The sequence below is a fragment of the Arthrobacter sp. RT-1 genome (genome assembly GCF_003367205.1).
In the GTDB taxonomy this organism is placed as follows: Bacteria; Actinomycetota; Actinomycetes; order Actinomycetales; family Micrococcaceae; genus Arthrobacter.
This window is the reverse complement of the sequence record NZ_QRGQ01000014.1, coordinates 111,873-136,645: the sequence shown is the minus strand read 5'-3', so window position 1 is coordinate 136,645 and position 24,773 is coordinate 111,873. Positions and strand designations below refer to the sequence as shown.

23 protein-coding genes are annotated in these 24,773 nt (G+C 67.1%); 5 read left to right on the top strand and 18 right to left on the bottom strand.

Annotated features, from left to right (window positions below):
* Nucleotides 1-148: 148 nt before the first annotated feature.
* The 4 genes from DXK94_RS13865 to DXK94_RS13850 are packed head-to-tail and all read right to left on the bottom strand — an operon-like array spanning nucleotide 149 to nucleotide 4,726.
* Nucleotides 149-1,345 (bottom strand): NAD(P)/FAD-dependent oxidoreductase, encoded by a 1,197-nt coding sequence (locus DXK94_RS13865; RefSeq protein WP_115525416.1) that lies wholly within the window; start codon nucleotides 1,343-1,345, stop codon nucleotides 149-151.
* 4 nt (nucleotides 1,346-1,349) lie between these two features.
* Nucleotides 1,350-1,556, bottom strand: coding sequence for a DUF2945 domain-containing protein (locus DXK94_RS13860; protein ID WP_009356625.1), 207 nt, complete (start codon nucleotides 1,554-1,556; stop codon nucleotides 1,350-1,352).
* A gap of 8 nt (nucleotides 1,557-1,564) precedes the next feature.
* Nucleotides 1,565-3,976, bottom strand: coding sequence for a M50 family metallopeptidase (locus tag DXK94_RS13855; protein ID WP_115525415.1), 2,412 nt, complete (start codon nucleotides 3,974-3,976; stop codon nucleotides 1,565-1,567).
* A gap of 6 nt (nucleotides 3,977-3,982) precedes the next feature.
* Complete coding sequence (locus tag DXK94_RS13850; protein ID WP_115525414.1) at nucleotides 3,983-4,726, bottom strand: peptidoglycan-binding protein; 744 nt, start codon at nucleotides 4,724-4,726, stop codon at nucleotides 3,983-3,985.
* A gap of 314 nt (nucleotides 4,727-5,040) precedes the next feature.
* Here DXK94_RS13850 and DXK94_RS13845 point away from each other — a divergent pair, with 314 nt between their 5' ends.
* Nucleotides 5,041-5,493, top strand: coding sequence for an SRPBCC family protein (locus DXK94_RS13845; RefSeq protein WP_115525413.1), 453 nt, complete (start codon nucleotides 5,041-5,043; stop codon nucleotides 5,491-5,493).
* 55 nt (nucleotides 5,494-5,548) lie between these two features.
* Here the strand turns inward: DXK94_RS13845 and DXK94_RS13840 are convergent, their stop codons facing one another.
* A complete protein-coding gene (locus tag DXK94_RS13840) occupies nucleotides 5,549-7,789 on the bottom strand; it encodes a S9 family peptidase (RefSeq protein WP_181884836.1) in 2,241 nt (746 codons plus the stop codon).
* A gap of 657 nt (nucleotides 7,790-8,446) precedes the next feature.
* Here DXK94_RS13840 and DXK94_RS13830 point away from each other — a divergent pair.
* On the top strand, nucleotides 8,447-8,869 hold the full coding sequence (locus DXK94_RS13830) for an Hsp20/alpha crystallin family protein (protein ID WP_079597450.1): 423 nt from the start codon (nucleotides 8,447-8,449) through the stop codon (nucleotides 8,867-8,869).
* Between the two features lie 256 nt (nucleotides 8,870-9,125).
* Here DXK94_RS13830 and DXK94_RS13825 read toward each other — a convergent pair whose 3' ends face one another.
* The 5 genes from DXK94_RS13825 to DXK94_RS13805 all read right to left on the bottom strand — a co-directional run bounded on the left by DXK94_RS13825 (nucleotide 9,126) and on the right by DXK94_RS13805 (nucleotide 14,767).
* Entirely contained in the window at nucleotides 9,126-10,055 is a 930-nt protein-coding gene (locus tag DXK94_RS13825; protein ID WP_115525412.1) for an NAD(P)H-hydrate dehydratase, read from the bottom strand.
* A complete protein-coding gene (locus DXK94_RS13820) occupies nucleotides 10,033-10,809 on the bottom strand; it encodes a histidine phosphatase family protein (RefSeq protein WP_115525411.1) in 777 nt (258 codons plus the stop codon). The genes DXK94_RS13825 and DXK94_RS13820 overlap by 23 nt, the downstream gene beginning before the upstream one ends.
* Nucleotides 10,810-10,910: 101 nt before the next feature.
* Entirely contained in the window at nucleotides 10,911-12,602 is a 1,692-nt protein-coding gene (locus DXK94_RS13815) for an alkaline phosphatase (protein WP_115525410.1), read from the bottom strand.
* A gap of 182 nt (nucleotides 12,603-12,784) precedes the next feature.
* Complete coding sequence (locus DXK94_RS13810; protein ID WP_115525409.1) at nucleotides 12,785-13,909, bottom strand: LCP family protein; 1,125 nt, start codon at nucleotides 13,907-13,909, stop codon at nucleotides 12,785-12,787.
* 195 nt (nucleotides 13,910-14,104) lie between these two features.
* Nucleotides 14,105-14,767 carry a low molecular weight phosphatase family protein gene (locus DXK94_RS13805; protein ID WP_115525408.1) on the bottom strand — a complete coding sequence of 221 codons (663 nt, stop codon included), beginning with the start codon at nucleotides 14,765-14,767 and terminating at the stop codon, nucleotides 14,105-14,107.
* Between the two features lie 205 nt (nucleotides 14,768-14,972).
* Between DXK94_RS13805 and DXK94_RS13800 the strand changes: the two genes are divergently transcribed.
* Nucleotides 14,973-16,190, top strand: coding sequence for an FAD-dependent oxidoreductase (locus DXK94_RS13800; RefSeq protein WP_115525407.1), 1,218 nt, complete (start codon nucleotides 14,973-14,975; stop codon nucleotides 16,188-16,190).
* 168 nt (nucleotides 16,191-16,358) lie between these two features.
* On the opposite strand, the gene DXK94_RS13795 is transcribed toward DXK94_RS13800, so the two are convergent.
* From DXK94_RS13795 to DXK94_RS13780, 4 genes are all read right to left on the bottom strand, one after another.
* Complete coding sequence (locus DXK94_RS13795) at nucleotides 16,359-16,976, bottom strand: DUF305 domain-containing protein (RefSeq protein WP_115525406.1); 618 nt, start codon at nucleotides 16,974-16,976, stop codon at nucleotides 16,359-16,361.
* A gap of 72 nt (nucleotides 16,977-17,048) precedes the next feature.
* The gene (locus tag DXK94_RS13790) at nucleotides 17,049-17,534 is read right to left on the bottom strand and encodes a hypothetical protein (RefSeq protein ID WP_115525405.1); all 486 of its coding nucleotides are present in this window, start codon (nucleotides 17,532-17,534) and stop codon (nucleotides 17,049-17,051) included.
* Between the two features lie 92 nt (nucleotides 17,535-17,626).
* Complete coding sequence (locus tag DXK94_RS13785; RefSeq protein ID WP_115525404.1) at nucleotides 17,627-19,771, bottom strand: heavy metal translocating P-type ATPase; 2,145 nt, start codon at nucleotides 19,769-19,771, stop codon at nucleotides 17,627-17,629.
* 52 nt (nucleotides 19,772-19,823) lie between these two features.
* Nucleotides 19,824-20,171, bottom strand: a complete 348-nt coding sequence (locus DXK94_RS13780; RefSeq protein WP_115525403.1) for a heavy-metal-associated domain-containing protein — start codon at nucleotides 20,169-20,171, stop codon at nucleotides 19,824-19,826.
* Nucleotides 20,172-20,455: 284 nt separating this feature from the next.
* On the opposite strand from DXK94_RS13780, the gene DXK94_RS13775 reads away from it, so the two are divergent.
* Nucleotides 20,456-21,130 (top strand): PAS and ANTAR domain-containing protein, encoded by a 675-nt coding sequence (locus DXK94_RS13775; protein ID WP_258868551.1) that lies wholly within the window; start codon nucleotides 20,456-20,458, stop codon nucleotides 21,128-21,130.
* 143 nt (nucleotides 21,131-21,273) lie between these two features.
* Nucleotides 21,274-22,629 (top strand): Na+/H+ antiporter NhaA, encoded by a 1,356-nt coding sequence (gene nhaA / locus DXK94_RS13770; protein WP_115525401.1) that lies wholly within the window; start codon nucleotides 21,274-21,276, stop codon nucleotides 22,627-22,629.
* An 88-nt stretch (nucleotides 22,630-22,717) separates the two neighbouring features.
* Here nhaA and DXK94_RS13765 read toward each other — a convergent pair whose 3' ends face one another.
* The 4 genes from DXK94_RS13765 to trxB form a co-directional block, all read right to left on the bottom strand.
* Nucleotides 22,718-22,981, bottom strand: coding sequence for a GlsB/YeaQ/YmgE family stress response membrane protein (locus DXK94_RS13765; protein WP_079597438.1), 264 nt, complete (start codon nucleotides 22,979-22,981; stop codon nucleotides 22,718-22,720).
* A gap of 75 nt (nucleotides 22,982-23,056) precedes the next feature.
* A complete protein-coding gene (locus DXK94_RS13760; protein ID WP_115525400.1) occupies nucleotides 23,057-23,290 on the bottom strand; it encodes a hypothetical protein in 234 nt (77 codons plus the stop codon).
* An 85-nt stretch (nucleotides 23,291-23,375) separates the two neighbouring features.
* Nucleotides 23,376-23,600, bottom strand: coding sequence for a hypothetical protein (locus tag DXK94_RS13755; RefSeq protein WP_115525440.1), 225 nt, complete (start codon nucleotides 23,598-23,600; stop codon nucleotides 23,376-23,378).
* 145 nt (nucleotides 23,601-23,745) lie between these two features.
* Nucleotides 23,746-24,723: a thioredoxin-disulfide reductase gene (gene trxB / locus DXK94_RS13750; RefSeq protein WP_115525399.1), complete on the bottom strand. Its 978-nt coding sequence runs from the start codon at nucleotides 24,721-24,723 to the stop codon at nucleotides 23,746-23,748.
* Nucleotides 24,724-24,773: the final 50 nt, after the last annotated feature.

Genomic DNA, 24,773 nt, shown 5'->3' with positions numbered 1-24,773 from the left:
AGGGAACTGGAAAGCCGGAACCCGTAGGCGCTCCGGTGGTTGAGCCTGTCGAAACCCTTACGCGCGCTGGTGGTTGAGCCTGTCGAAACCCCTACGCGCGCCGGTGGTTGAGCCTGTCGAAACCCAGGACCCCGGTACCCCGGAACCCCTAGGCACGCCCCTTGAGGATCAGGTTCCAGTACACCTGCGGGAACATGTCCCGGTCCACCACCCAGGACAGGCGGCTCTCGTTCCACGTGGGCACCCGGGGGATGGTGGGCATCGGCCGGTAGCGGTCGTCGAACTCGGCGAACACCACCGTGTCGCGCGACACCGTGAACGGGCACACCGAGTAGCCGTTGTACTTCTCGGGCAGCGGTTTGCCCTTCCGCGCAGCCACGAGGTTTTTCGCCAGCACCTTGGTCTGCTTGCGCAGCGCCCCGCCCGACTTGGAGTTGGTGGTCCCGGCGGCGTCGCCAAGCGACCAGACGTTGGAGAACCGGAGGTGCCGCAGCGTCTGCCGGTCCACCTCCACAAAACCGCCTTTGTCGCTGGCGGCGGGCAGGTCCGTGGCCTTGAGCCAGTCCGGGGCCGACTGCGGCGGGACGCCGTTGAGCACGTCGTAGTGCAGAACTTCCTCGGCGCCGGTTTCGGTGTTCCGGATGGTGGCGGCCTGGCCGGCGGCGTCCACCGAGACCAGCTCGCTGTTGGTCCACAGTTCGATCCCGTACTCGGCGATCTTGCGGTCCAGCTCCCGGTCCACTTCCGGCACGCCGAACACGGTGGGGTAGGGCTGGACCATCACCACGCGGATCTTGTCCAGGACACCCTGTTCCTTCCAGTAGTCGCAGGCCAGGTACATGGGCTTCTGGCTGGCCCCGCCGCACTTGATGGGGCCGGCCGGCATGGTGAACACGGCGGTGCCGGACGTCAGTCCGCTGAGCAGGGTCCAGGCCTTCGGCGCCAGTTCGAACTCGTAATGCGAGGCGCCGTGCGGGGAGTGCACGGCCTCGGCCAGCCCGGGCACGGCGTCCCAGTCGTACTGCAGCCCCGGGCACACCACCAGCTGCCCGTAGGCCACCGTGCTTCCCGAGGCGAGGGTGACCGTGTTGGCATTCGCGTCGACGTCCATTGCCGCATCGCGGATCCAGGTCACGCCTTTGGGGGTGACCGACTGCTGGGTCCGGACTGCTTCCTTGGCCTGCGCCCGGCCGCCTGCGATGTGGGAGAACAGCGGCTGGTAAAGGTGGTGGTCCCTGGGTTCGATCAACGCCACATCCTTGATGCCGTAGCGTTCCAGCCGGGCGGCGAGGGAGACGCCGGCATTCCCGCCGCCGATGATGAGGACCTCGTGCTGGGTAGCCATGCCGCTACTTCTTCTCTGTCAGGGCGGAGGCCTTGTGTGCGGCACGGGCGCCGGTCTTGGCGGATTCCACAACGTACTGCGGCTCATCCTCGCTGGCCCGGTGCGTGTGCCCGTCCAGTTCGAAGTCGCTGGTTTTCTTCTCGATGATCTTGCCGTGCGTCTTGCCCTGCGACGTATTCCACTCCACGGATGTTCCCTTGCTCAATGACATCGGCTCTCCTAGCTGGGGTTGGCGGTGGGTTGGGGCTCCACGGCGGGGGCCGTGCCCCCAGTATCCGCCGTTGGCAGCGGCGTCTCAATGGGGGCGTACGACGGCGGCGGGTCACCCACGGAGGGCTGCGTTGCCGGTGCGGTGGGCATCTGGGTGGGTGCGGGTGCGGGTGCCCCTCCGGCCGGTGCCTGGGAAGCGGGCCCCGTGGGCGCGCCGGCCGGGGCGTTTGTTCCGGTGGGTGCGGCTGTTCCCATGGGAGCCGGCGTCGCCGTGGTCCTGGTGGCGCCGGGGTCCGCCTTGATGATTGCAGTGATCTGCTCCTTGTACGCGGCGAGCCGGGCCTGGATTTCCGAGAGGGGAACGTTCTGGATGTTCCGGCCGTATTCAGCGATCTCGGCCCACAAGGCATTGAGCTGTTCAAGGCTGTTCGTGCCCAGCGGGCCGTCCAGGGTGAGGACCAGCTGGCTGGCCAGCGCATAGGTGAGGCAGTCCACGCAGTTGTAATTTGCCGCGGCCGACAGGTTTTCGGGGACGATGACATCCGCCTCGCCAACGATGAGCACCACCTGGAAACCCACCGCCACGGCGGCACACCCGGTGCAGCTGGCGAAGGCGTGGGCCTCGTTCCGGGTATCTACGGGTTCGCCGTCCTCGGCCCACACCAGCGCAAAGGCCACACTGTACGTCACCGAACCGTCGGTGGTGTTCACCGCCAGCGCCTGGTTCCCGTCCTCCTCCGGCGCGGCCGGCCGGTCGAACGGGAACACCCAGGACGGTGCCGCGGTGCCCGCAGTAGTTGCAGCGGACGCGGTGCCGGAGCCGCTCTTCTCCGCCGGCACCAGCACCATGCTCAGCTGGGGGTTCTCCCGGGTCGGCTTGGCGGCGCCTTCCGGCCAGAGTGCAACGGTTGTGCCGCTGCGGCCTTCACGCAGCACGGTGCTGCCCTGCGGAACGATTGACGAGGTGGCGTCAGCCAGCGTGCCGCGTTCGTAAGGCTGCACGGGACGGTACGTGCCGCCGTCGGGCCACCATGCCCAGCCGAGCCCGGCGAGCAGTGCCGCCACGGCGGCCATGGCGACGGTCCGCTGGAGGACCTTGCCCCGGGTCTTCTTCCAGAGGCCAGTGACCAGCTGCCGCAGCAGCCGGAACAGGATGTACAGCATCCCGAGCATGGGCAGCGCGACGGCGGCGATCGCCAGCGCGCGCACGGCAGCGCCGGCCAGGTCCCCATCGGAGAGGCTGGCAGCGAGCATGTCCCGCTGCCAGCCTGCGCTGTCCCAGGCGGTGGCCAGCAGCCGCGGCAGGGCGAGCACCATCATGGCCAGGCTGAACAGCAGCAGCGGCACGGTGACCAGCACCCATACAGTCACCACGGCTCGGGCCCACGGCTTGAGCACCTTGTTTTCGGGCTTCCCCCAATGCCAGGGCAGCAGGCCCAGGAGGGTGGGCTTGATGCGCTGGAAGAGGTCGGGCACTCCGGTGGTGTCCGCCAGGATGTGGTAGCCGTCGAACCGCACCAGTGGGAGCAACTGCCGGACCATCTGCAGGATCTGGGTGACCACCACCAGCAGCAGGGCATCAAAGCCGGTGGCCCACCAGAGCCCCATGATGGCAACGGCCACGATGGCGTTGAAGTACAGGCCGCCGAGGTCCGTGCGGAGGCGGCCGCCCCTGCCCAGCCGGTACGAGTCGGTGACGTCTGTGAAAAAGGCGGGCCACACGAGGTACAGGCCCGCACCCATGGCGCCGGGCGTTGCGCCGCCCTTTCGTGCGGCCGCGGCATGGCCGAACTCGTGGAAGCCGGCAGAGAGGATGGTGATGGCAAAAATCAGCAGCAGCAGCGCCGGATTGGCGAACGCCTCATGCGTGGCGGAGCCCAGGCCCTTCACCATCAGCACCCACCAGCAGGCAGCCAGGAATGCGGCAGTAACGGCCACCACGATCAGCGGGTTGAACAGCACTGCGAAGGGGGCCGTGATTTTCCTGGTGCGTTCGGGGTCCGTCACGGTGTACCGGAACCGCATACCGAGGAGCGGGTCTGCTTTCTTCACCGCGGGCTGGGAGCCGTCCGCCAGGCGGAGCAGTCCCATCGGCAGCAGCTGGGAGTCCATCAGCGTGCGCACGTTCTCCGCGCTGACCAGCCGCCCCGACCCCTGCGTGGCGTGCTGCGCGATCTCCTCCACGTCCCGGGTTCCGTCGGCACCTTCCAGCACCAGATAAAGCAGCCGGGTGAGCTGCAGGGTCTGGCCGTCGGCCCGGCGGACCAGCGAGGGAGCTTCCCGGTAACCGGACCCCTCGGACTGGCCCAGCAACTGGACGCCGTCGGCGCGCACGGGGACCTGCAGCGGGCGCTCGGCAAGGGAGGCATGGGACGACGGCGGGCCGGCCTCGGGGCGCGGCCCGCCGGTGGCGTGGCTCATCCGTGCTTACTGTTCGAGGTCGGACTGCTGGTCGGCAGAGGCGTTGGCCTGGCCTTCGATGTGCTGCGAAATGATGGCGTCCTGCTCGGCCACGGCGTAGGCCTGGCTGTCGATGGAGCCGATGTTCGCTGCCACGGCGGCGTCGATCGGGGCGGCCACATTGGCATTTGCTGCCACGGCGCCGTTGATCGGGGCGGCGATGTCCGCGTCGGCGGCCAGGTCCACGTTGACGTTGAGCAGGTCCCCGTCCAGGGCGGCCGCCGGGTCCACCGGCAGCGCACCGACGTCGGGCAGGCTCTCTTCGGGAAGGACGCCGTCCGGAAGCGTGCCATCGGGAAGGGTGCCGTCAGGAAGGAGGCTCCCGCCGTCGGCCGTTCCTGCTGTGGTGCCCGGCTCAGTGGTTCCGGTGTCTGCCGCGGTATCGCCGTCGTCGACCGTGTCATTAGCCTGGTCGATGGTGCTGTCCTGGGTGGATTCGGCGTTCGCGTCAGCCACGATGCCCTGCTCGATGACCACGCCCTGGTCCGCCAGGGCCTGGGCCTCCGAGCCAAAGGAAAGAATGTTCGCCGAGGCGGCCGCGTCGATCGGGGCAGCTACGTTGGCGTTGGCGGCAACCGCCAAATCGATGGGTGCTGCGGCATCAATCCCCAGGTCCAGGTCCGCGTTCAGGTCGAGGACGGACGCGACTTCCTTGTCCGGCAAAGCTGTGGCCTGCTCCGACATCAGTTCGTCATCCGTCAGGGGACGCATTTCATGTTCCATGCTGATGCAACCTCCGGGTCCGGCACGGGTTGGTCTGCCCCCAGCGGGCAGCCCGGCACAGCCAATAGTAAGCATGATTAGCTTTTTTGGGTATCGGGAGGGGTGGCTAAGGGATGACTGTTACCGCACGTCAACGCCGTGCGGGACGCCGCACCGTATCCCGCACGGGGCTCCGGGGGAGGTGCCGCGAGCGCTTTAAGGGGAGCATTGACACTGCCTGCGCCCGGGTCCAAGCTGGCGCTGTGCCTGCCTCCACGCCGGCCGATCCGCGCCGGCGTCAGGTGCATGTCGAGGAGAATCCCATGCCCGTAGTAGAAGAAAGCGTCATCATCGCCCGGCCGCCCGAGGAAGTCTTCGATTTCCTGGCGAAGTTTGAGAACACGGCCGTCTTTGACTCTTCCGTCACGTCTTCCGAGCAGGTGAGCGACGGTCCCGTCGGGTTGGGGTCCAGGGGCCGGGGTACCAGCAAAGTCATGGGACGGACCTTTGACTGGACCACCGAGATCGTTGAGTTCGACCGGCCCCGGCGGCTGGTATCACGATCCGTCGAGGGAAAGCTGGACTTCACTGTTTCCTTGACCATGGAACCGTCCGACGGCGGCACCCGCCTCACGCAGCGGATCGAAGCCGCGTCCGGCCTTGGCGGCATCTTTGGAAAGCTGGCCGATCCGCTGGTGGAGCGGGCACAGGGCCGGACGGTGCGGGCCAACCTCGAGACCCTGGCCGAGCTTCTGGAGGAGCACCCGGACGCCTGACCTGCGCGTCCGGGCCGCAACCCCTGGTTTCGGGTCTCTTACTTCAGGCCGGTGCCTACTTCAGGCCCGCGCCGGGCAGCAGCTCGGTGGCACCCAGGGAGTCGGCGATGAAGGCGTAGTCCCATGCCCGTTCGCGCCACTGCACGTACCGGCCGGAGGCGCCGCCGTGGCCGCCGTCCATCTCGATCTTCATGAGGATGGGCTCGGAACCGGTGGTCCTGTTCCGCAGCTCCTGGACCCATTTGGCCGGCTCCACGTACAGCACCCGGGTGTCGTTGAAGGACGTGACCGCGGCGATCTTGGGGTAGGCCACCTCCCGCACGTTCTCATAAGGGGAGTAGGACTTCATGTAGGCGTAGGCCTGGGGGTCCGTGATCGGGTTGCCCCACTCCTCCCACTCCAGTGCGGACAGCGGCAGGTCCGGGTCAAGGATGCTGGTGAGCGGGTCCACGAAGGGCACCTGCGCCACGATTGCGGCGTACTTTTCCGGGGCCATGTTCGCCACCGCACCCATCAAAAGCCCGCCCGCGGAGCCGCCAAGGGCTGCGATCCGGGCCGGATCCACCCAGCCAGAGTTTGCCAGCCAGTCGGTGGCGTCCACGAAATCCGTGAAGGTGTTCTTCTTGGTGAGCTTCTTGCCGTCCTCGTACCAGTGCCGGCCCAGCTCGCCGCCGCCGCGGATGTGTGCGATCACGAACACCACGCCGCGGTCCAGCAGGGACAGCCGGGCGATGCCGAAGCCGGGGTCCATGCTCAGCTCGTAGGAGCCGTACCCGTAGACCAGGCCGGCCGCCGACGAGTCTTGTTGTACGGCCTTGTGGCGCAGTACCGACAGCGGGATGCGGGTGCCGTCCCCGGCCACCGCCCATTCGCGGGTGGCAACATAGTCGCTGCCGTCGTAGCCGCCCAGGACCGGGCACTCCTTGCGCAGCAGCAGCTCGCCGGCGGGCCGCTCCGCGGTGGGCAGCACGAAGTCATACACCCGGGACGGCGTGAAGTAGGAGGTGTAGCCCAGCCGGATGACGGGCGCTTCGTAGTCGGAACCGCCCACGCCGGCGGTGTACAGCTCCTCGTCAAATGCCGGTTCCACCGGTGCCTGCTGGGCCGACGTGCCCAGCCCGGCCAGCCCCATGACCTGGACCCGCTCGATGGTGTCCTTGCGGATGGAGACGATGAGGTGCGTGGAGGTGACGCCAGCGCCGTTGACGCGGACGTCGTCGGAATGCTCGACGACGGTCTGCCACTGCTGCTCGGACAGCGGCTTCTGCAGCTCGGCCGGGTCCGTCAGGGAGACCATGGAGTTAATGGCGCCGCGGTTGTGAGTGAGGAGGATGCGTTCTGTTGTTTGGCCGTCCGGGCCGTCGAGCAGGAACGGCTCGGCCTCGTAGAGGACCCGTTCGTTGCGGGAGATGACGGTGGTGACAGTGCCCGTGGGATCGTCGAACCGGAGCAGGCGGGTCTCGCTGTATTCGGAGCAGCCGATCCCCAGCACCAGGTACCGGCGGTTGGCGGAAAGTTCGAAGCCCAGCCACATGGCGGCGTCGTCCTCCTGGTAGACCACCACGTCATCGGTGACGGGCGTGCCCAAAACGTGGGCCTTCACCTGGTACGGCCGCCAGGAATCATCAACCACGGTGTAGAAGATGCGTGTGCCGTCGGGGGAGAAGGCGACGCCGTAGAACACGTTCTCGATGACATCCGGGAGCAGTTCGCCCGTGCGGAGGTCCTTGATCCGGAGCGTGAAACGCTCGTCGCCCGAGTTGTCCACGGCGTAGGCGTACAGGTTGCCGTCCACGGTCACGGCCGTGCCGCCCACCGAGAAGAACGGCTTGCCTTCCGCTTCCACGTTCCCGTCCAGGAGGACTTCCTCGCCCGGGATCTCCACGCCGGGCTCGACGGCGGGCGGGGTCCAGTCGGCGATTTTGTCGTCGGTGTCGGCGGCCCTGACCCGGCACTGGATCCCGTATTCCTTGCCTTCGACGGACCGGCTGAAGTACCACCAGCCGTCCTTGCGGTGCGGCACGGAAAGATCGGTTTCCTGGGTGCGGCCCTTGATCTCCTGGAAGATGGCCTCGCGGAGCGGCTCCTGGTGCGCGGTGACGGCTTCCTGGTAGGCGTTTTCGGCCTTCAGGTGCTCCACTACCTCGGCCGATTCCTTGTCCCGCAGCCACTCGTAGTTGTCCACGAAGGTGTCCCCGTGGTGCGTCCGTTCGAGGGGAACTCTCTTGGCCACCGGCGGCGTGGCCGTGGCGGACGAGGGGGTGCTGGCGGAATCCTGCAGCGGAGTCTGGGTCATTCCTTCAATATAGCCACCAGCCCGGACAATGGGCGGGGCCGTTCGCTACCGGACGATAACGCCCCATCACTTCCTGCCGTAATCCGGCTGATGCCCCATCACCTCCTGCGGCCAACCGCGCGATGCCCTATCACCTTTGGTCCCCAAACGGCCGCCTTGGGGCCTAAAGATGATAGGGCATCACCTGTATGGGTGCCCTAGTGGGGTTCAGGCGGCAGGCGTATCCTGTTCACGCCAAGGCACATCCGCCCAGCGTGAGAGGGGAAGTTTATGACCATCCCGCCAGTGCATGAACCCGAGCCGTTCCCGCCCGAGCCCGGGCCATCTCCTGATCCCACCCAGCCTGGCCATCCCGGGCCGCCGGCTCCGAATCCGTTCCCCACTCCCGAGCCGCCGGGCCCGTTGCCGGTGCCGGACCCAGGTCCTGCACCGCTCCGCCCGGACCCCACCAGGAGCTAGAAGCGCACCTTTTGAGGGGCCTTTCACTCTCAGTGAAGGGCCCCTCAGCCACGTCTGCAGCAGCCGAAAAATCTTCCAAAATTCCCTGCCGGACCGCTTGCGGATCTCCTTCTGCGGTGCTAAAAAATCTATATCAGCCAATACAGATCGGCTGGTAACCAAAAATGTGTTGGACCGTCTCTTACGAGGAGGGAAGCCATGTTGATGCGAACCGATCCGTTCCGCGAGCTGGACAGGCTGGCCCAGCAGGTCCTCGGTACGGCAGCGCGTCCGGCAGCCATGCCGATGGACGCATGGCGTGAGGGCCAGGAATTTGTTGTCGCCTTTGATCTGCCCGGCGTCGCAGCGGATTCAGTGGATCTGGATGTGGAACGGAATGTCCTGACGGTGCGGGCCGAGCGTCCGGACCCCGCGGGCAAGGACACCGAGTTGATCGCCTCCGAGCGGCCGCGCGGCGTGTTCAGCCGCCAGCTGATCCTCGGGGACACCCTGGATACGGACAACGTCAAGGCCAGCTACGACGCCGGTGTCCTGACGCTGCGGATTCCTGTCGCCGAGAAGGCCAAGCCGCGCAAGATCGAGATCGAAACGAAGGGGGCAAAGCAAGAGATCGCCGCCTAGTTTCGACCCCAGGATCGGGACGTCGGGTACTGATTGTTGACTGCCTCTTTGGGCGGATTGCCATTCTGAGCACGCCACAGCGCTTATGCGCACCGGCAGGTTACGCCTGAACTTCCCGATACGGTGGCCCCCGGATCCGTCCGGGGGCCATCCCATGTGAAGCCCCGCTGGAGAACGCAACGCGGAGTCAGACCCGGCCCAATACGGTCGGGATATTGGGCCAAAAGTGACTCCGCGTTGCTTTCGTGAGGGGGCGTCAGGTGTTGAGTTCGAGCATCAGTGCGGGAAGTTCGTCGGCGAGTTCGCGGGCCAGGAAGCCGAGCGGTCCCAGGCGACTGGCCAGGCGGTCGGCGGCCGCGGCATGCAGATGCGTCCCCCAGCACGCGGCCTGGGCGCCGCTGGTTCCGCGGGCCCGCAATCCGGCGATGGCACCGGCCAGAACATCGCCGCTGCCGGACGTCCCCAGCCCGCCGTACCCGGTGGTGATCTTCCACATCTCGGATTCCTCGGGAGCGTCACCGGGCGGCCGCGCAATCAGGCCCTGGCAGCTCACCACGGCGTCGAAGCGGCGGGCCACCGACGCCACATCAGCTTCCAGGTCCTCGATGTCCCGCCCCAGCAGGACCGCCGCCTCTTTGGGGTTCGGCGTCAGGATCAGCCGGCCCCGCCACGGCTCCAGTTGATCTTCGAGCTTGACCAGGCCGCCCAGGGCGTAGGCATCGAGTACGACGGCGGGGCCTCCTGAGCCGTCCGGCCCGCCGTCGGATTCCTCCCGCTCCAGGAGCAACCGCAGCATCTCCTCCGCGAGGTCCGGGTCGTCCAGCCCCGGGCCAATAAGAATTGCATCGGCACGCTCAAGGTAGGACGAGATGCGGTCCAGGCCCTCACCCGTCACGGACCCATCGGCAGTTTCCGGCAGTCCCATGGCCCCGCATTCGGGCAGCGCAACCCCCACCTGCGCCGCCACGGATTCCGCAACGGCCAGTGTCAGCTTTCCGGCACCCGCACGCAGGGCTGCGGTACCGGCGAGCAGGGCAGCCCCCGGCGTTGCCCGGGCCCCGCCGACCACCAGCACCGAACCGCGCGAGTACTTGTCCTCGCCCGGCGCAGGCAGCGGCCAGTCCCGCAGCAGCGACGGGGTTACCAGGGTAGGGGAACCGGAATCACTTCGGGTGGACACTGGCATCCCCCGCATGCTCGGTGACTGTGACACCCTGTTCGGCCAGGTGGTCCGCCACGTTGAAGCTTTCAAGCGTCCATGGTCCCTCGCCGGACGGACGGACGTAGCGTGTCAGGGACGCGTTGAGGACCGAGGTGCTGGCCGCGAGGTCGAGGATTTCACGTTCAGTCATGCCTTCCAGGACGTACCTGAACAGCAGGATCACGGCGTCGTGGCACACCAGCATGACCCGGTGCCCGGTGCCGAGGTTGTTCAGTTCGTCCAGGACCGACCGCAGCCGGAGTGCCACGTCAGCCCAGGATTCACCGCCCGGCGGCCGGTAGTACAGCTTGCCCAGCCACTCCCGACGCTCGGCTTCCTCCGGGTGACGCGCCTCGACGCCCCGCCGGGTGAGCCGGTCCAGGATGCCCAGTTCACGGTCCCGCAGCCGTTCGTCGGTCCGCACTTTCGCACGCCAGCCCGCAGTTTCCACCGCGATCTCCGCCGTCTGCAGTGCCCGTGCGTAAGGGGAGGAGAAAACAGCATCCGGCCGGAACTCCTCGGCGATCCGGGCCAGCGCCGTCCCCAGCGCCTTGGCCTGTTCCCGCCCGGTATCGGACAGGTCCACGTCCGCATCCCGGGCGGGCACATCGATGACCTCCGCCCCGGCCAGCCGCGCCTCGGTGGCGGCAACGTTGCCTTCGCTCTCGCCGTGCCGGATCAGCAGCAGCTCCACCGCGCCGGCCTCCTGCACTGCCTGTGTCAGCCCGTCGTCGTTCACGAAAAACCACCCCGTCCGCTTGCCTTGCCGAATGCAGGAACACTACCAGCGGCGTACCCAGGCGCAGGGAAAGATAAACGGACGACGACGTCCTGCCGCGGCTACCGCTCCGGCGTCAGCACCTTGGAGAACACCGTGGCTCCGTTGGCGTTGCGCAGGCTCACGGTAAAGGTGTCGTCATCCAGCTGGACGTGCCCGAAGAACTGGTTCTCGCCGTCGCGCGGCGATTCGCCCGGGAAACGGCCGGCCTTGGAGAACACCACCTCGGGCCCGAACGTGCCGTCCATGGCGTTCGGGCCGAAGGATCCGGCCGCGATGGGGCCGGCCACAAACTCCCAGAACGGATCGAAGTCGGTGAACGCAGCGCGCTCGGGCGAGTAGTGGTGGGCGGCGCAGTAGTGGACGTCGGCGGTCAGCCACACCACGTTCTTCACCCGGTTCCGCTTGAACACGCTGAGCACCCCGGCGATCTCCAGCTCGCGGCCCAGCGGCGCGCCGGCGTCGCGGTTCGCCAGGCTTTCCTGGTTGACGGCACCGTCCGGCACGATGATGCCCAGCGGAAGGTCCGCGGCGATGACCTTCCAGGTGGCCTTCGACGCCGACACCTCACGGATCAGCCAGTCCACCTGCTCCTGCCCCAGGATGGACGTGGCGTACGGCTCCTTGCCGTCCGTGTTAGGGGATTTGAACGTGCGCATGTCCAGGCAGAAGATGTCCAGCTGCGGGCCGCGGGAAATCTTCCGGTAGATGCGGGCGGGCTGGTACTGGCCGGCGTCGTCGAACGTTCCCGGCCGCCACAGCGCCGCGGAGTCCGCGATCGGCATGTTCTCCTGCCAGGCCTGCCGGCCGCGGGCGGCGAGGGTGTTGACGTCACGGACGGTGTACCGGGGGTCGTCCAGGATCTCGCCCGGGTACCAGTTGTTGGTGGTCTCATGGTCGTCCCAGTTGGCGATGACGGGCACGTCGGCGAACATCGCGCGCATGTTGGCGTCCATCGAGTTGTAACGGTGCCGGCCGCGGTATTCGGTGAGCGTTTCGGCCACCTTGGACACCTCCTCGGTGACCAGGTTCCGCCACACCTGCCCGTCCTTCTCCACCACAGTCTCCGCCAGCGGCCCGTCAGCATAGACGGTGTCGCCCGAGTGGATGAAGAAGTCCGGCCGTGTCTGGTGCATGGCGCGGTAGCCGCGCATCCCGCCGATGTCCTCGTTGATGCCCCAGCCCTGGCCGGCGGTGTCGCCGGTCCACACAAAGCTTTGGGCGGACGACGCCGGGACGTCGCCGCCGGCGCTCGTCCCGCCGGTGCGGCCCTTGCCGTTGTACGTCCCGGCGTCCGGGGCCGTGCGGAAGGTGCCGCGGACTATCTCGCCGGCCGCGCCGCCGTCGTCCTCGAAGCTGATCTCCAGCGCGAACCGGGTGTTGGACGGCAGGTTCCCGGAGTGGATCTTGGCGGTGAAGTCGGATGCCTGGGTGGCCCGCGGGCCGCGGAGGGTGCGCTCAAAGGCGCCTCGCCCGCGCAGGATCTCGCCGCCGTCGTTCACTGCCCGTAAGACGGCGGTCATCCGGCCGGCGCCCGACGCACGCGACCACAGCACAGCCGAGTCCGAGGTGACGTCCCCGGTGGCGATGCCGCTGGGAAGGGTCAGCCGGTTCCGGACCAGCGCAACGCCGGCGGGGGACTGGCGGGAGGTTTGCGCCTGGGCGGCGGCCGGAACGGAGGCCAGGGCGGCGGCGAGGACGGAGCTCTTGACGATGGTGCGGCGGGAAATTTCAGTACGGGAGTTCGACGTCATGACCTCAGGCTGTCGCCGCCCGGCACACGGATCCTTTCCCGAGGGTGAACGGCCGGTATGCCCGGGTTGAACAGCGGTGCGGGCCTGTCGGAGCGGGCGTCCGTACGCAGTGAAGTTCGGGTTCAGTGCGCAGGGGCAGTCCCTGCGCACTGAACCCGGCGCTCACTGCACTGGCTATGGTCTTACGGCCTCGCGAACTCTGCGATCCGGCCTTCCCGCAGTGCCGCGCCGACGGCTGCGACGCCACCGTAATCGGGGAACAGCACGGACTGCCCGGCAACAAACCCGGCACCCGCCGTCGGGAGGGTCATGGTGCCGATCGCATTCGCGTCCAGGTTGCGGAGGCTGTAAGCGAGGATGGCGGCCTGGACCGGGTCAAAAGCCCTGTCCACGGTAAGGCAGCAGGAGGCGAAGTCCACCAGCCCGCGGACGGCGTTGACGTCGTTCAGGGCACCGCCGGCAGTGAGCCGGGCCAGGATGGCGCGGAGCAGGATCTGCTGGTTGCGGACCCGCTGGAAGTCGCCGTCCACGAACGCGTACCGTTCCCGGGAGAACTCCAGCGCGGACTGCCCGTCCAAATGGTTCACGCCGGCGGCGAAGACGTGCCCGGTATCGTGCGTGGACTGGAATGCGATGGGCACGTTGACGTCGATCCCCCCAAGCCCGTCGACCAGGACCTTGAGCCCGTGGAAGTCCATCATCAGGGTGTGGTCGATGGCGATCCCCAGCAGCGACTGGACGGCGGCGGTCTGCATGTCAATGCCGCCGTACTGCAGGCCCGAATTGATCTTGGCCCCGCCGAAACCGGGGATGTCCACCCACGTGTCCCTGTTGATCGAGACGATATAGAGCGCCCTCCGGTCAGCCGGGACATGGACCACCATCAGGGTGTCGGCGCGCTGGTCCTGGGGCTGGCCGGTTGCCGTCGTGTGGGCTGCTGCCTCTCTCGCATTTCCACGCATGTCGCTGCCGATCACCAGCACGTTCATGGGTGCAGCGGGCAGCTCCGGGATGGGTGGCGGCGGCGGTGGAGGCGGCGGAGGCGCGGGGGTGGTTTCCGTCTGCGTCTCCGACGGCGTGGGGCTGGGTGTTTCGCTTTGCGTTTGGGTGGCCGCCGGCTGGGCTTCGGACCCGGTGCGGTTCAGGCTGACGACGGCGACGACGGCCGCTGCCGCCAGCACCAGCGCCAGCAGTGCCGCGATCCAGCGCCGCCGGCCGTGGGCCACCCATGCGAGGCCGTGCGGATGCGTGTCGGAAGGGTTGGGTCCCGTGGCCCCGGATGGGTCAGAACCGCCTGGCATGCTCATGGTGCCGTCACCTCATCGTGTTGGGTGGGATCAGTGTCCGCCCACCAACCCCCCGTTGGCTACAGGCTTATTCAAACTGTCACCTGTGAATGCCAGGGAGATTCCCGCCACGTCATGGTGGGCAGCCAACACGATTTTTTCCCGTCCGGTGAGGTGCCGCCGGGGTCGCTGGAACCGAGCGTGGACGCCGGAACGTTACAGCGTGGTGGACGCGTTCCCGCGAACCGGGGCGTTGAGGCGGGCGTGGCGGAGGATGGAAACGATGGCGGGGGCCATCTCGTCCTCCATCTGCCGGTACACCTCCGGCGCGCGCCGGTAGGGGTCCACGATGTCGTTCTCGGCTGCGTCGGCTGGCAGGGCGAGGTGCCGCACCCCGGCGGCCCGGGCCGGCAAGCCCCGCCAGAAGGCGGCGTTGGCACCCAGCCAGTCGCCGTCGTCGTACTCCTCCGCAACGGGCGGGCCGCCTGCGCTGGCCTCCGCACGGGCGTCCAGGACATCGAGCATGCGGGCGAACTCGCGGATGGTGAACGTCCGCTTCAGCAGCGACGCGTCCAGCTGCAGCACTTCGCCGCGGTGCCCGGAGGTCATGGTGAGCACCAGGTCCACCCCGCGCAGGATTTTCGGGCTCAGCTGGCGGGCCACGAAGTTCTCCGGATCGCCGCCGAAGGTGCGGACAATGTCGGCCGAGATGGGCTGCATGGGATCGCCCACCATGGCCCGCGTGCCCGCGCTGGTCACCTGGAAGCCGCCCGGCACCACCTGGTTGAGCCCTGCCTGCAGCAGCCGTTCGGCCACGGGAGAGCGGCAGATGTTGCCGGTGCAGACGGTCAGGATTCTTACTGGTGCGGATGTATCCAAGGAGATTTCTCTTTTCCCAGCCGGTGCACGGACCGTTCAGCCCGTGCATTTCAACTTAACACGCCCCGCCCCAACGCCCCCTCATATCCTGCGGCTAAACCACCGACGCTCTATCACCTCCTGCGGCTTTTTCCCGGATCCTCTCGCACTACCAATTCATTTCCTCTCCCACCACCATGGAGTATGCGGAAAAAGGCACCATGACATGACTGCAAGCCGTATCGAACGCGACTGCGTGATTTCCGGCGGCGGACCGGCGGGCATGGTGCTCGGTTACCTGCTCGCGCGCGCCGGCGTGCGTGTCACCGTGCTTGAGAAGCATGCGGACTTTTTGCGGGACTTCCGGGGTGACACCGTGCACCCGTCCACCGTGACCCTTCTCGGCGAACTCGGGCTCAGGGAAAAGTTCCTGGAACTGCCGCTCACCCGCCTGCCGACCATGGACGCGGTGATTGACGGCCAGCGCCTCACCATCGTGGACTTCTCCACCCTTCCGGCGCCTGACAACTTCCTGGTCCTCGCGCCCCAGTGGGACTTCCTGAACTTCCTGGCCCGCAAGGTGGCGATGTTTCCGAACTTCGAGCTCCGCATGCTCACCGAGGCCACCGGCCTGATCATCGAGGACGACCAAGTGCGTGGGGTGCGGGCCACGTCACCGGGCGGTCCGCTTGAAATACGCGCAACCCTCACCGTTGCCGCCGACGGACGCGCTTCGGCCCTCCGTGCCGCCGCCGGACTGGTTCCGGAGGAGTTCGGCGTGCCCATCGACGTGCTGTGGTTCGGCCTTCCCAAACCGCCGGAGGCGCCGCCCCCAACCCTGGGATACCTGTCCCGGCGTGGGATGGTCCTGACGATTGACCGCGGCGACAGATACCAATCGGGCATGGTCATTCGGAAAGGCGGTTTTGACCAGCTTCGCGGCGGGGGAATCGAAGGCCTTCGCGAGCAGATCACCCACGCTGCGCCCGTACTGCGGCCGGTGGTCGGCAGCCTCACCGACTGGGAACAGGTCAAGCTGCTGACCGTCCAGATTAACCGGCTCCGGCGCTGGTACCGTCCCGGGTTCATCGCGATCGGCGATGCCGCCCACGCGATGTCCCCAGTGTTCGGCGTCGGTGTGAACTTCGCGATCCAGGACGCGGTGGCCCTATCCAATGCCATCGCGGCAGACCTCGCGGCCGGAGCTGCCCCGACGGCGAAACTCGCCCGGGTGCAACGGCGGCGGGAATGGCCCGTGAAGGTCATGCAGCGGCTGCAACGCAACGCCCACAGAGTGATCGTCAGGGCAACCACCGGCAGCCGGATCGCGCCCCGCTGGGCGGTTCGGCTTCTCCGGGCCGCCTCACCACTGCTGCGCCGCTTCACCGCCCGCTTCATCGGCATCGGCGTCCTCCCCGAACACGTCAAAAGCCGGGACGCCTGACCCTGTTTGCGCCGCTCCGACGCTCTCTCACCTTTCGCAGGTTAAGCAGCGACGCTCTCTCACCTTTCGCAGGTTAAGCAGCAACGCTCTCTCACTTTCTTCTCGAAAGTGAGAGAGCGTCGCCCGGAATGATGCAGAAGGTGAGAGAGCGTCCGGGGGTAGGGCCGGTCAGCTGGCCAGGAGCTGCTTCATCTCGGCGATCTCGGATTCCTGGGCCGCGACAATATCGCGGGCGAGCTGGATGGATTCGGGGTACTTGCCGGCGCCGATCTCCTGTTGTGCCATGTCAACGGCTCCTTCGTGGTGTCCGATCATCTGCTCCAGGAACAGCCGGACAGCGTCCGCTCCCGACGCGGCTTTGAGCTTATCGATACCGTCGCCGTCCACCATGCCGGACATCCCGTGCCCGGAGTGGTCACCCATCACGGGCGCGTTCCAGCTTTTGAGCCAGCCGGTCATGGTCTCGATTTCCGGGGCCTGGGCATCCTTGATCTTGGTTGCCAGGGCCGTGATCTCGGCAGGCAGGCCAGGCTTGGCCAGGACGATGTCGCTCATCTCCACGGCCTGGGCGTGGTGCGGAATCATCATCTGGGCGAACATGATGTCCGCCTGGTTATGCTCGGCGCCGGCATCCGGCATCATGCTGGACATCGGGCTGGAGCTGGCATGGCCGCTGCCGTGCATGCCGTTGCTGCCGGGATTTCCGGAGTCGGCGGCGCACCCGGCAAGGCCGAGCGAGGCTGCCAGGGCGGCAGCAATGGACAGGGTTTTGATCTTCTTGTTCACGTGAAATGTCCTTCAGGAAAGTAACTGGACTGGATCGTTAATTGCGTGCGGGAGCACGCTGAGCAGTCCGCTTTACGTCCGGCTGATGGACAGTTCGCAGGGCGTGGGGCTCGCCGGGACGTACGAGTAAATGCTTGCCCCACCGAGGCGACCCGCAGGGACCGGGGCGGCGGCGACGGATCGCTCGGGAGGGGCGACGGTGAGCGATCCGGCCTTGGCCAGCGGGACGCAGGACGTACCGGAGGTTTGCATTCCCGAGCAGGAACCTTCGCACGACGGCGGTGCAAGGCTTGGCTGCGCCGCGTGCCCCGGGCGGTCTGCAGCAGGGTGCGCGTCCGTGGAGTAGTGCGCAGCGGTCTGCCGCGATGCAGAGCTGTGGTCACGCGGGGCGTCGGCATCCTGCACCACTGTTCCGTGAGTAACGGGGTGCGACGCGTGCGCAGAATGGCTGGCCGTTATGACGTGCATGCCGAGGATTCCGGCCACGATCAACATAAGACCTGCCAGCAGTGCGGCCCTGCCCAGGAGGGCCGCCAGGCCCTGCATGGATCCAGGCATTGGCGGTTCCTCCTTTCGGCAGGGGCGGGTCAGGTGACCACGAGTGATGGGGCGTTGTGTGAATAGCGGCGGAAGGTGATGGGGCGTTGTGTCTAACGTACCGCCGCCGGGTTCAGTTTCAGGCGGCGGAGCAGCTGGGCGTTGAGTGCCACCACGATGGTGGACGCGGACATCAGCACCGCGCCGGCCGCAGGGGAGAGGACAACCCCGGCGAATGCCAGGACGCCCGCGGCCAACGGCACGGACAGCACGTTGTAGCCGGTGGCCCACACCAGGTTCTGCCACATCTTCCGGTAGCTCGCCCGGGACAGGTCCACCATGGACAGCACGGCCCGCGGGTCGTTGCCAGCCAGCACCACGCCGGCGGACTCCATGGCCACGTCGGTTCCTGCGCCGATCGCGATACCCACCTCGGCCCGTGCCAGCGCAGGCGAATCGTTGACGCCGTCGCCCACCATGGCAACCTTCAGGCCGCGGGCCTGGAGTTCAGCCACCTTCTTGTCCTTGTCCGCGGGCAGTACCTCGGCGAACACCTCGTCGATATTCAGGTCCGCAGCCACGGCCTGCGCCACCTGCCGGGCGTCGCCGGTGACCATGGCCACCTTGATGCCGCGGTTCTGCAGCGCCGCAACCGCCTGCCGCGACTCCGCCCGCACCGCATCCTCCAGGCTGACCGCCCCCAGCACGCGGCCGCCGTCGTCCATCACATGCAGGACGGCGGCACCCCTGTCCATCCACCCGCGGGTGGTGGCGGCCAGGGCAGCGGGTTCGACGGCGGCAAGCTCGCGCAGGAGCGCGGGCCCGCCAACGTGCACTGTCCGGCCGTCCACCACGGCCCGGACCCCGCGCCCGGTCAGTGAGCTGAAACCGCTGGCGGCGGGCAGTGCAAGGCCGCGGGCTGCGGCGGCGCGGACAATAGCCCGTGCCACCGGGTGCTCGCTGTCGGATTCGACGGCGGCGGCCAGGGCCAGCAGCTGATCGGCCTCCACGCCGGGCGCGGCGGCCACGTCTTTCAGGTCAGGTGCGCCGGTGGTGAGGGTGCCGGTCTTGTCGAAGAGTACAACGTCGATGGTGCGCATCCGCTCCAGCGCCATCCGGTTCTTGATCAGGACGCCGGCCCGGGCTGCCTGTTCAGTGGAGATCGCGATGACCAGCGGAATGGCCAGGCCCAGGGCGTGCGGGCAGGCGATCACCAGCACGGTGACGGTGCGCGTGACGGCCTCGGGGACACTGCCCAGGAGCGTCCAGGCGATGAACGTGAGGATGCCGGCAGCCGTGGCGAAGTAGAACAGGAAGGCGGCGGCCCGGTCAGCCAGGGCCTGGGCCCGTGAGGACGAGGCCTGGGCCTCCGCCACGAGGCGCTGGATCCCGGCGAGGGCGGTGTCATCACCCACGGCGGTCACCCGGACCCGGACGCTGGTGTCCGTGGCGACGGTACCGGCAACAACCGTGTCGCCGGGGCCGCGGGCTACGGTTTTGGACTCACCGGTGATCATCGACTCGTCGAACTCGGCCTGCCCGTCCACCACGGTCCCGTCGGCCGGCATCCGTGCGCCGGAGCGGACCAGGACCAGGTCATCGGGCCGGAGTTCGGAGACGGCGACGGTCTCCGTGCCGCCGTCGGTGATCCGTTCCGCTTCATCGGGCAGCAGCGCGGCCAGGGCGTCCAGTGCGCCCTGCGCCGATCCCAACGCCCGCATTTCGATCCAGTGGCCCAGCAGCATGATGGCCACCAGCAGGGCGAGCTCCCACCAGAAGTCGAGGTCGAAGCCGCCGATTCCAAGGCTCGTGATCCAGGAGGCGGCGAACGCCACGGTGATCGCCATGGCGATCAGCAGCATCATGCCCGGCCGGCGGTCCTTCAGCTCCTGCAGCCCGCCTTTGACGAACGGTTGCCCGCCGTAAAGGAAAATCACGGTTCCTAGGACGGGCGGGATCCAGGCGGAACCCGGGAACATCGGGGCCATGTAGCCGAAGATGTGGCCCACCATGGGGCTGAAGTAGACCACGGGGACGGACAGTGCCAGCGTGAGCCAGAACCGGTTCTTGAACATCGCGGTGCTGTGGCCGGCGTGCTGCCCATGGGTGTGGACGGTGTGGTCATCGCTGTTGTGCTGCGCATGGCTGGCGCCGTGTATGTGGCCGGCAGGGGCTGACGACATGTGCGCTTCGGTAAGGGTCCCGCCCTTCTTGCTGCCGTCGTCGTGATGATGGTTGTGCTGGCTGTGGTCTTGCATTGTTTCCTCCTCGGAGGACAGTCGCTGCCCGGGATGTGCCGGGCGCGGAAGGTCAGTGTGCAGCTACGGAGTATCCGGCCGAAATAACAGATGCGCGGACGGCGTCATCGGAAGCGTGGCCGGACACATTCAGACGGGAACGGCCGACCGGGACCAGGTCAACGGACGCCGATTCAACGCCATCGAGGGCGGAGACAGCTGATTCAACAGTCTTGACGCAGTGCCCGCAGGTGAGGCCCTCCAGGCTGAACGTCCGCTGGGTGGGCGCAGCGGCGTCGGGTGTGTCACCGCCGGGGATCCCGACGGCGGCCGGCGGCTTGAGTGCGTGGGCTGCGGGTGAACAGCAGCTGCAACCGGAGGAGGAAGCCAGGGGGAGGGTGGTGCGGTTCTCGATGTTCATGTCAGTTCCATTCCTTAAAGCAGGATTAATGGGTGCTGGGGTTGAACGGCTGTGAAGGCGGTGGGGGCACCGGCCGGGACATACCACTTCACTGACAACACCTTCAATATACCCCCGGGGGGTATATGAGTCAACTGTTTGGTGGCTGTGCTTCTGGCGGGTGTTCCCGTCATGCGGGCGTCCGGCCCTATCCACTGCGGCCCGCTCCGGCCATACTGGTAGGAACGCCCACGGAGCCACCAGGCCTGCTGCGGGCGCGCTGGATGCTACATGGAGGTGGCCCCGTGACTGACCTGAACGGCCCTTATACGTTTTCGAGTGCCCTTGGTGACAACGAATGCGTCGCGGGGACTTTTCATGTGGACATGGACGGGATGAAGATCCACTGGTCGGACGGCATGTACCAGCTGCACGGATACCAGCGGGGCGAGGTGGTCCCCACCCTGGACCTGCTGTACGCCCACAAGCACCCGGAGGACCGGCCCAAGTGCGAGGCCATCGTGGCCCAGGTGGCGCAGACCGGCGGCTACTTCTGCATGTACCACCGCATCATTGACGCCCGCGGACGGACCCGGCGGGTACTCACCTCCGGCGACGGAATCATGAACGATGAAGGCGTGGTCACCGTGATCGAAGGGGTCATGGTGGACCTCACCACCACCCTTCAGCGCGAAACGGAGCAGATAGCCCGGGACGCCGTCCTCGGTGCCACGTCCACCCGCAGCATCATCGACCAGGCCCGCGGCATCCTGATGGGCCAGCTGAAGATGGGCGCCGACGACGCTTTCAAGATGCTCGTGAGCACCAGCAGCCACAGGAACGTCAAGCTGGTGGTGGTGGCCGCGGAGCTGGTACAGCTGGCCAACTCCGCGGAAACCCAGAGCTACCTGGACACCGCCGTCAGGGCCATCCAGGCCGAGGGCCGGGTCTCTCCAGCGGGCCGGCGCCGGGCGAGCTAGCCGGAACCGTCGGCACTGCCCCCCGCGGCGCTTCCGTGATCCGGCATTTTCATGCCGGCGGCAGGGCCCGTACTATGGACAGAAGGTGCGCCGGGAAGTCTGGTCGGCATGATTTTGTCGACTCCACATGTTAGGACGCCTTCATGAGCTCCACGCCGCCATCAACACCGCCGCCAGCCGCTCCCCGCGGATCCACGATCCTGTCCCGCGGCTCTTATGCCGAGGCACTGCGCATCGGCGAGATCCTCCGCAAGGAAACTGTGGGCGGCGCCCTCCTGGTGATTGCGGCGGTGATCGCACTGGTTTGGGCCAACTCCCCGGCATCGGACAGCTACTTCGCGCTCCGCGACTTCAAGGTGGGCTACGAGCCCTGGCACCTTGAGCTGAGCCTGGGTGCGTGGGCAGCTGACGGGCTGCTGGCCATCTTCTTCTTCCTGGTGGGCCTGGAACTCAAGCGCGAATTCGTGGCCGGCGACCTGCGGCAGATCAGCAAATCCATTGTCCCCGTTGCAGCCGCCGCGGGAGGGGTAGTGGTCCCGGCGGCGATTTACGCCGTCATAAACCTCACCAGCCCGGAGACGCTCCGCGGCTGGGCCATCCCCACCGCCACGGACATCGCCTTTGCTGTTGCGGTGCTGGCCATCATCGGTTCCCACCTGCCCAGCGCACTGCGGATCTTCCTGCTGACACTGGCCGTGGTGGACGACCTTATCGCCATCAGCATCATCGCGTTCTTCTACACCACGGACATCCAGGTCACGCCCCTGCTCCTGGCCCTGGTTCCGCTGGCGCTGTACACCTTCCTGGCCCAGAAGTACCGGCATTTCTTCGGGCGCAAGGCGGCCGCGGCCTGGTTCATCCTGCTGCCGCTGGGAGTTGTTGTGTGGGCATTAGTGCATGCCTCGGGCATCCACGCCACGGTGGCCGGTGTGCTGCTGGGCTTTGCCGTCCCGGTGATCCGCTCGCGTGCCGGCGGCGGCCCCGGGTCCGGCCCCGGACTGGCCGAAATCTTTGAGCACCGGTTCCGGCCCATCTCCGCCGGCATCGCCGTCCCCATTTTCGCGTTCTTCTCTGCCGGCGTGGCCGTGGGCGGCTGGGAGGGCCTGCGCTCGGCGCTCGCGGACCCGGTGGCCCTGGGCATCATCGTTGGCCTGGTGCTGGGCAAACCGATCGGCATCCTGGGCACCACGTGGGTCCTGACGAAGGCCACCAGGGCCAGCCTGGACAGCTCGTTCAAGTGGATCGACATCTTTGGCGTGGCGCTCCTGGCCGGCATCGGATTCACGGTGTCCCTGCTTGTAGCCGAGCTCAGTTTCGGCCACGGCAGCCTGCACGACGACCACGCCAAGGTGGGAATCCTCACGGCGTCCCTGCTTGCCGCCCTGCTGGCCACCGTGGTGCTGCGCACAAGGAACCGCCAGTACCGCGCCGCCGAGGAGCTGGAAAAGGTGGACGCGGACCGGGACGGAATCCCGGACGTCTACCAAAACCGCCCCTGACAACAGCAACGCGAGGTCACTCCCTGCCCAATGTTCGCCTCGGATTGGGCCGGGAGTGACCCCGCGTTGCTCTAGTCGCGTTGGTTACTTAGCGCCGCACGGACTTCCGGCGGCCGGCGACTGCTTCTGCGGTGCCCACCAGGAGCACCGAGGCGATGACGGCCACGATGAAGCCCAGGAAGTTCAGCTCGAAGATGTCCCCGGTTCCCAGCAGTGACGCCACCACTCCGCCGATCACCGAGCCCACAAGGCCCAGCAGGAGGGTGGCGAGCAAGCTAAGGTTCTGCTTGCCGGGTTTGATAAGGCGGGCCAGGGCGCCGATGATCAGGCCGGCAACGATGAATCCAATCACGGTGTGCTCCTTACTTGTGGTTTCTGCCGCAACAGCAGCATTCCTAGCACTGACCGTACCCCGGCCGCCCCGGGTTTATGCCGGTGAGAACCGGGTAAGCGGCTGGGCCGGTTCCTCCACGTGCCGGATTTCCAGGGCTTCGGGGTCCAGCAGCTTCCGCGTGCCGGTCCTCGCGTCCAGTATCCAGAACAGTTCAAGGGCGGGTACGACGTCGGTCACCCGGCCCCGGTGGAACAGCTTGCCCCTGTGCCACGCTTCGATGTGGTCTCCGATGCGGAGCTGACCGGTACTGACTCGTTGTGCCTCCATGGCTGCCTCCTGCTGTTGTATCCCCGTATGCACAGCTTGCCGTGGCGAGGTTGCCGGAGTGTTTCAGGAGGGTGTTTTTTCTGTGTCAGCTGTGACCACTGCGGCGGAGGTTCAGCATGTGCATCAGGAGTGCCCGTTGCGGTTGTCCGGGATTGTGCTCCACATGCCAGGTCAATGAGCTCCGGACGTCCGCTTCGCAGGGCTCGGTTCCACTGAGAATCTCGTCAATAATCTCCATGGCCTGCAGCTGCAGGCCCAGATGTGCCACTTCAGCGCAGATGTTGCGGGTGGGCTGCCGGTCTCGGTGCATGGTTGCCGCCTTCGTGCCATCGCAGGCTCCCTCGTGGGGAGCGAAACTGAAGGCCCCAGCCCGCCCGGTGAATATGCTAAGTGTACTTATGAACGTGGGGCGGGCCAAGCATTTTGGCCGGGTCGAACGTTCGTATTCCTGGTTTCTAGGCGTGGGTTGGTTCTTCGACCAATGCCGTGGCGATGCTGTCCGCATCGTCCAGGGCTGCGAGGTAGCGTTCGGCGTCCAGGGCCGCGGCGCACCCGGTTCCGGCAGCGGTGATGGCCTGGCGGTAGCGGTGGTCCACTGCGTCGCCACAGGCGAAGACCCCGGAGATGTTGGTGACCGTGGTGGGGGCATCCACCTTGATGTAGCCCTCAGCGTCCAGGTCCACCTGCCCGGCTACCAGTTCGGTGCGGGGGACGTGGCCGATCGCCACGAAGATCCCGGTGGCCCCGTGCTGGCGGGTTTCCCCGGAGCGGGTGTCAGTGAGGGTCACGCCCGTCACCTTCCCGTCGCCGTGGATGGCCGTGACGGCGGAGTTCCAGGCGAAGCTGATCTTCGGGTTGTCCTTGGCCCGCTGCGCCATGATGCGGGAGGCACGGAGCTCCTCGCGGCGGACGACGACGGTCACGGACTTCGCGAACCGGGTCAGGAACGTCGCTTCCTCCATCGCCGAATCACCGCCGCCGACCACGATGATGTCCTGTTCCCGGAAGAAGAACCCGTCACATGTGGCGCACCAGGACACCCCGTGGCCGCTGAGCTTCTTCTCCTCCGGCAAACCCAGCTCCTTGTAGGCCGAACCGGTAGCCAGGATCACCGCCGGCGCCTGGTGGGTTTCCCCGGCCCCGGTGACCACGGTCTTCAGGTGACCCTTCAGATTCACGGACGTGACGTCGTCGAACACTACCTTCGCGCCGAACTTCTCGGCCTGTTCCTGCAGCCCGTCCATCAGCTCCGGACCCTGGATCCCGCCCGGGAACCCCGGAAAGTTCTCCACCTCAGTGGTGTTCATCAACGCACCACCGGCTGTCACCGAACCGGCCAGCACCAAAGGCTCCAAACCCGCCCGGGCCGCGTAAATGGCAGCGGTGTACCCCGCCGGACCGGACCCGATAATGATCAGCTGTTCGTTCGTCATGGAGGTCTCCTTTGGAGTTACTGGGCGGACGGATTCTACGCCCTTGCCAG

Coding starts and splice junctions, on each gene's coding strand:
- DXK94_RS13865 (WP_115525416.1), bottom strand. CDS start 1,345: ATGGCTACCCAGCACGAGGTCCTCATCATCGGCGGCGGGAATGCCGGC.
- DXK94_RS13860 (WP_009356625.1), bottom strand. CDS start 1,556: ATGTCATTGAGCAAGGGAACATCCGTGGAGTGGAATACGTCGCAGGGC.
- DXK94_RS13855 (WP_115525415.1), bottom strand. CDS start 3,976: ATGAGCCACGCCACCGGCGGGCCGCGCCCCGAGGCCGGCCCGCCGTCG.
- DXK94_RS13850 (WP_115525414.1), bottom strand. CDS start 4,726: ATGCGTCCCCTGACGGATGACGAACTGATGTCGGAGCAGGCCACAGCT.
- DXK94_RS13845 (WP_115525413.1), top strand. CDS start 5,041: ATGCCCGTAGTAGAAGAAAGCGTCATCATCGCCCGGCCGCCCGAGGAA.
- DXK94_RS13840 (WP_181884836.1), bottom strand. CDS start 7,789: ATGACCCAGACTCCGCTGCAGGATTCCGCCAGCACCCCCTCGTCCGCC.
- DXK94_RS13830 (WP_079597450.1), top strand. CDS start 8,447: ATGTTGATGCGAACCGATCCGTTCCGCGAGCTGGACAGGCTGGCCCAG.
- DXK94_RS13825 (WP_115525412.1), bottom strand. CDS start 10,055: ATGCCAGTGTCCACCCGAAGTGATTCCGGTTCCCCTACCCTGGTAACC.
- DXK94_RS13815 (WP_115525410.1), bottom strand. CDS start 12,602: ATGACGTCGAACTCCCGTACTGAAATTTCCCGCCGCACCATCGTCAAG.
- DXK94_RS13810 (WP_115525409.1), bottom strand. CDS start 13,909: ATGAGCATGCCAGGCGGTTCTGACCCATCCGGGGCCACGGGACCCAAC.
- DXK94_RS13800 (WP_115525407.1), top strand. CDS start 14,973: ATGACTGCAAGCCGTATCGAACGCGACTGCGTGATTTCCGGCGGCGGA.
- DXK94_RS13790 (WP_115525405.1), bottom strand. CDS start 17,534: ATGCCTGGATCCATGCAGGGCCTGGCGGCCCTCCTGGGCAGGGCCGCA.
- DXK94_RS13785 (WP_115525404.1), bottom strand. CDS start 19,771: ATGCAAGACCACAGCCAGCACAACCATCATCACGACGACGGCAGCAAG.
- DXK94_RS13780 (WP_115525403.1), bottom strand. CDS start 20,171: ATGAACATCGAGAACCGCACCACCCTCCCCCTGGCTTCCTCCTCCGGT.
- nhaA (WP_115525401.1), top strand. CDS start 21,274: ATGAGCTCCACGCCGCCATCAACACCGCCGCCAGCCGCTCCCCGCGGA.
- DXK94_RS13760 (WP_115525400.1), bottom strand. CDS start 23,290: ATGGAGGCACAACGAGTCAGTACCGGTCAGCTCCGCATCGGAGACCAC.
- DXK94_RS13755 (WP_115525440.1), bottom strand. CDS start 23,600: ATGCACCGAGACCGGCAGCCCACCCGCAACATCTGCGCTGAAGTGGCA.
- trxB (WP_115525399.1), bottom strand. CDS start 24,723: ATGACGAACGAACAGCTGATCATTATCGGGTCCGGTCCGGCGGGGTAC.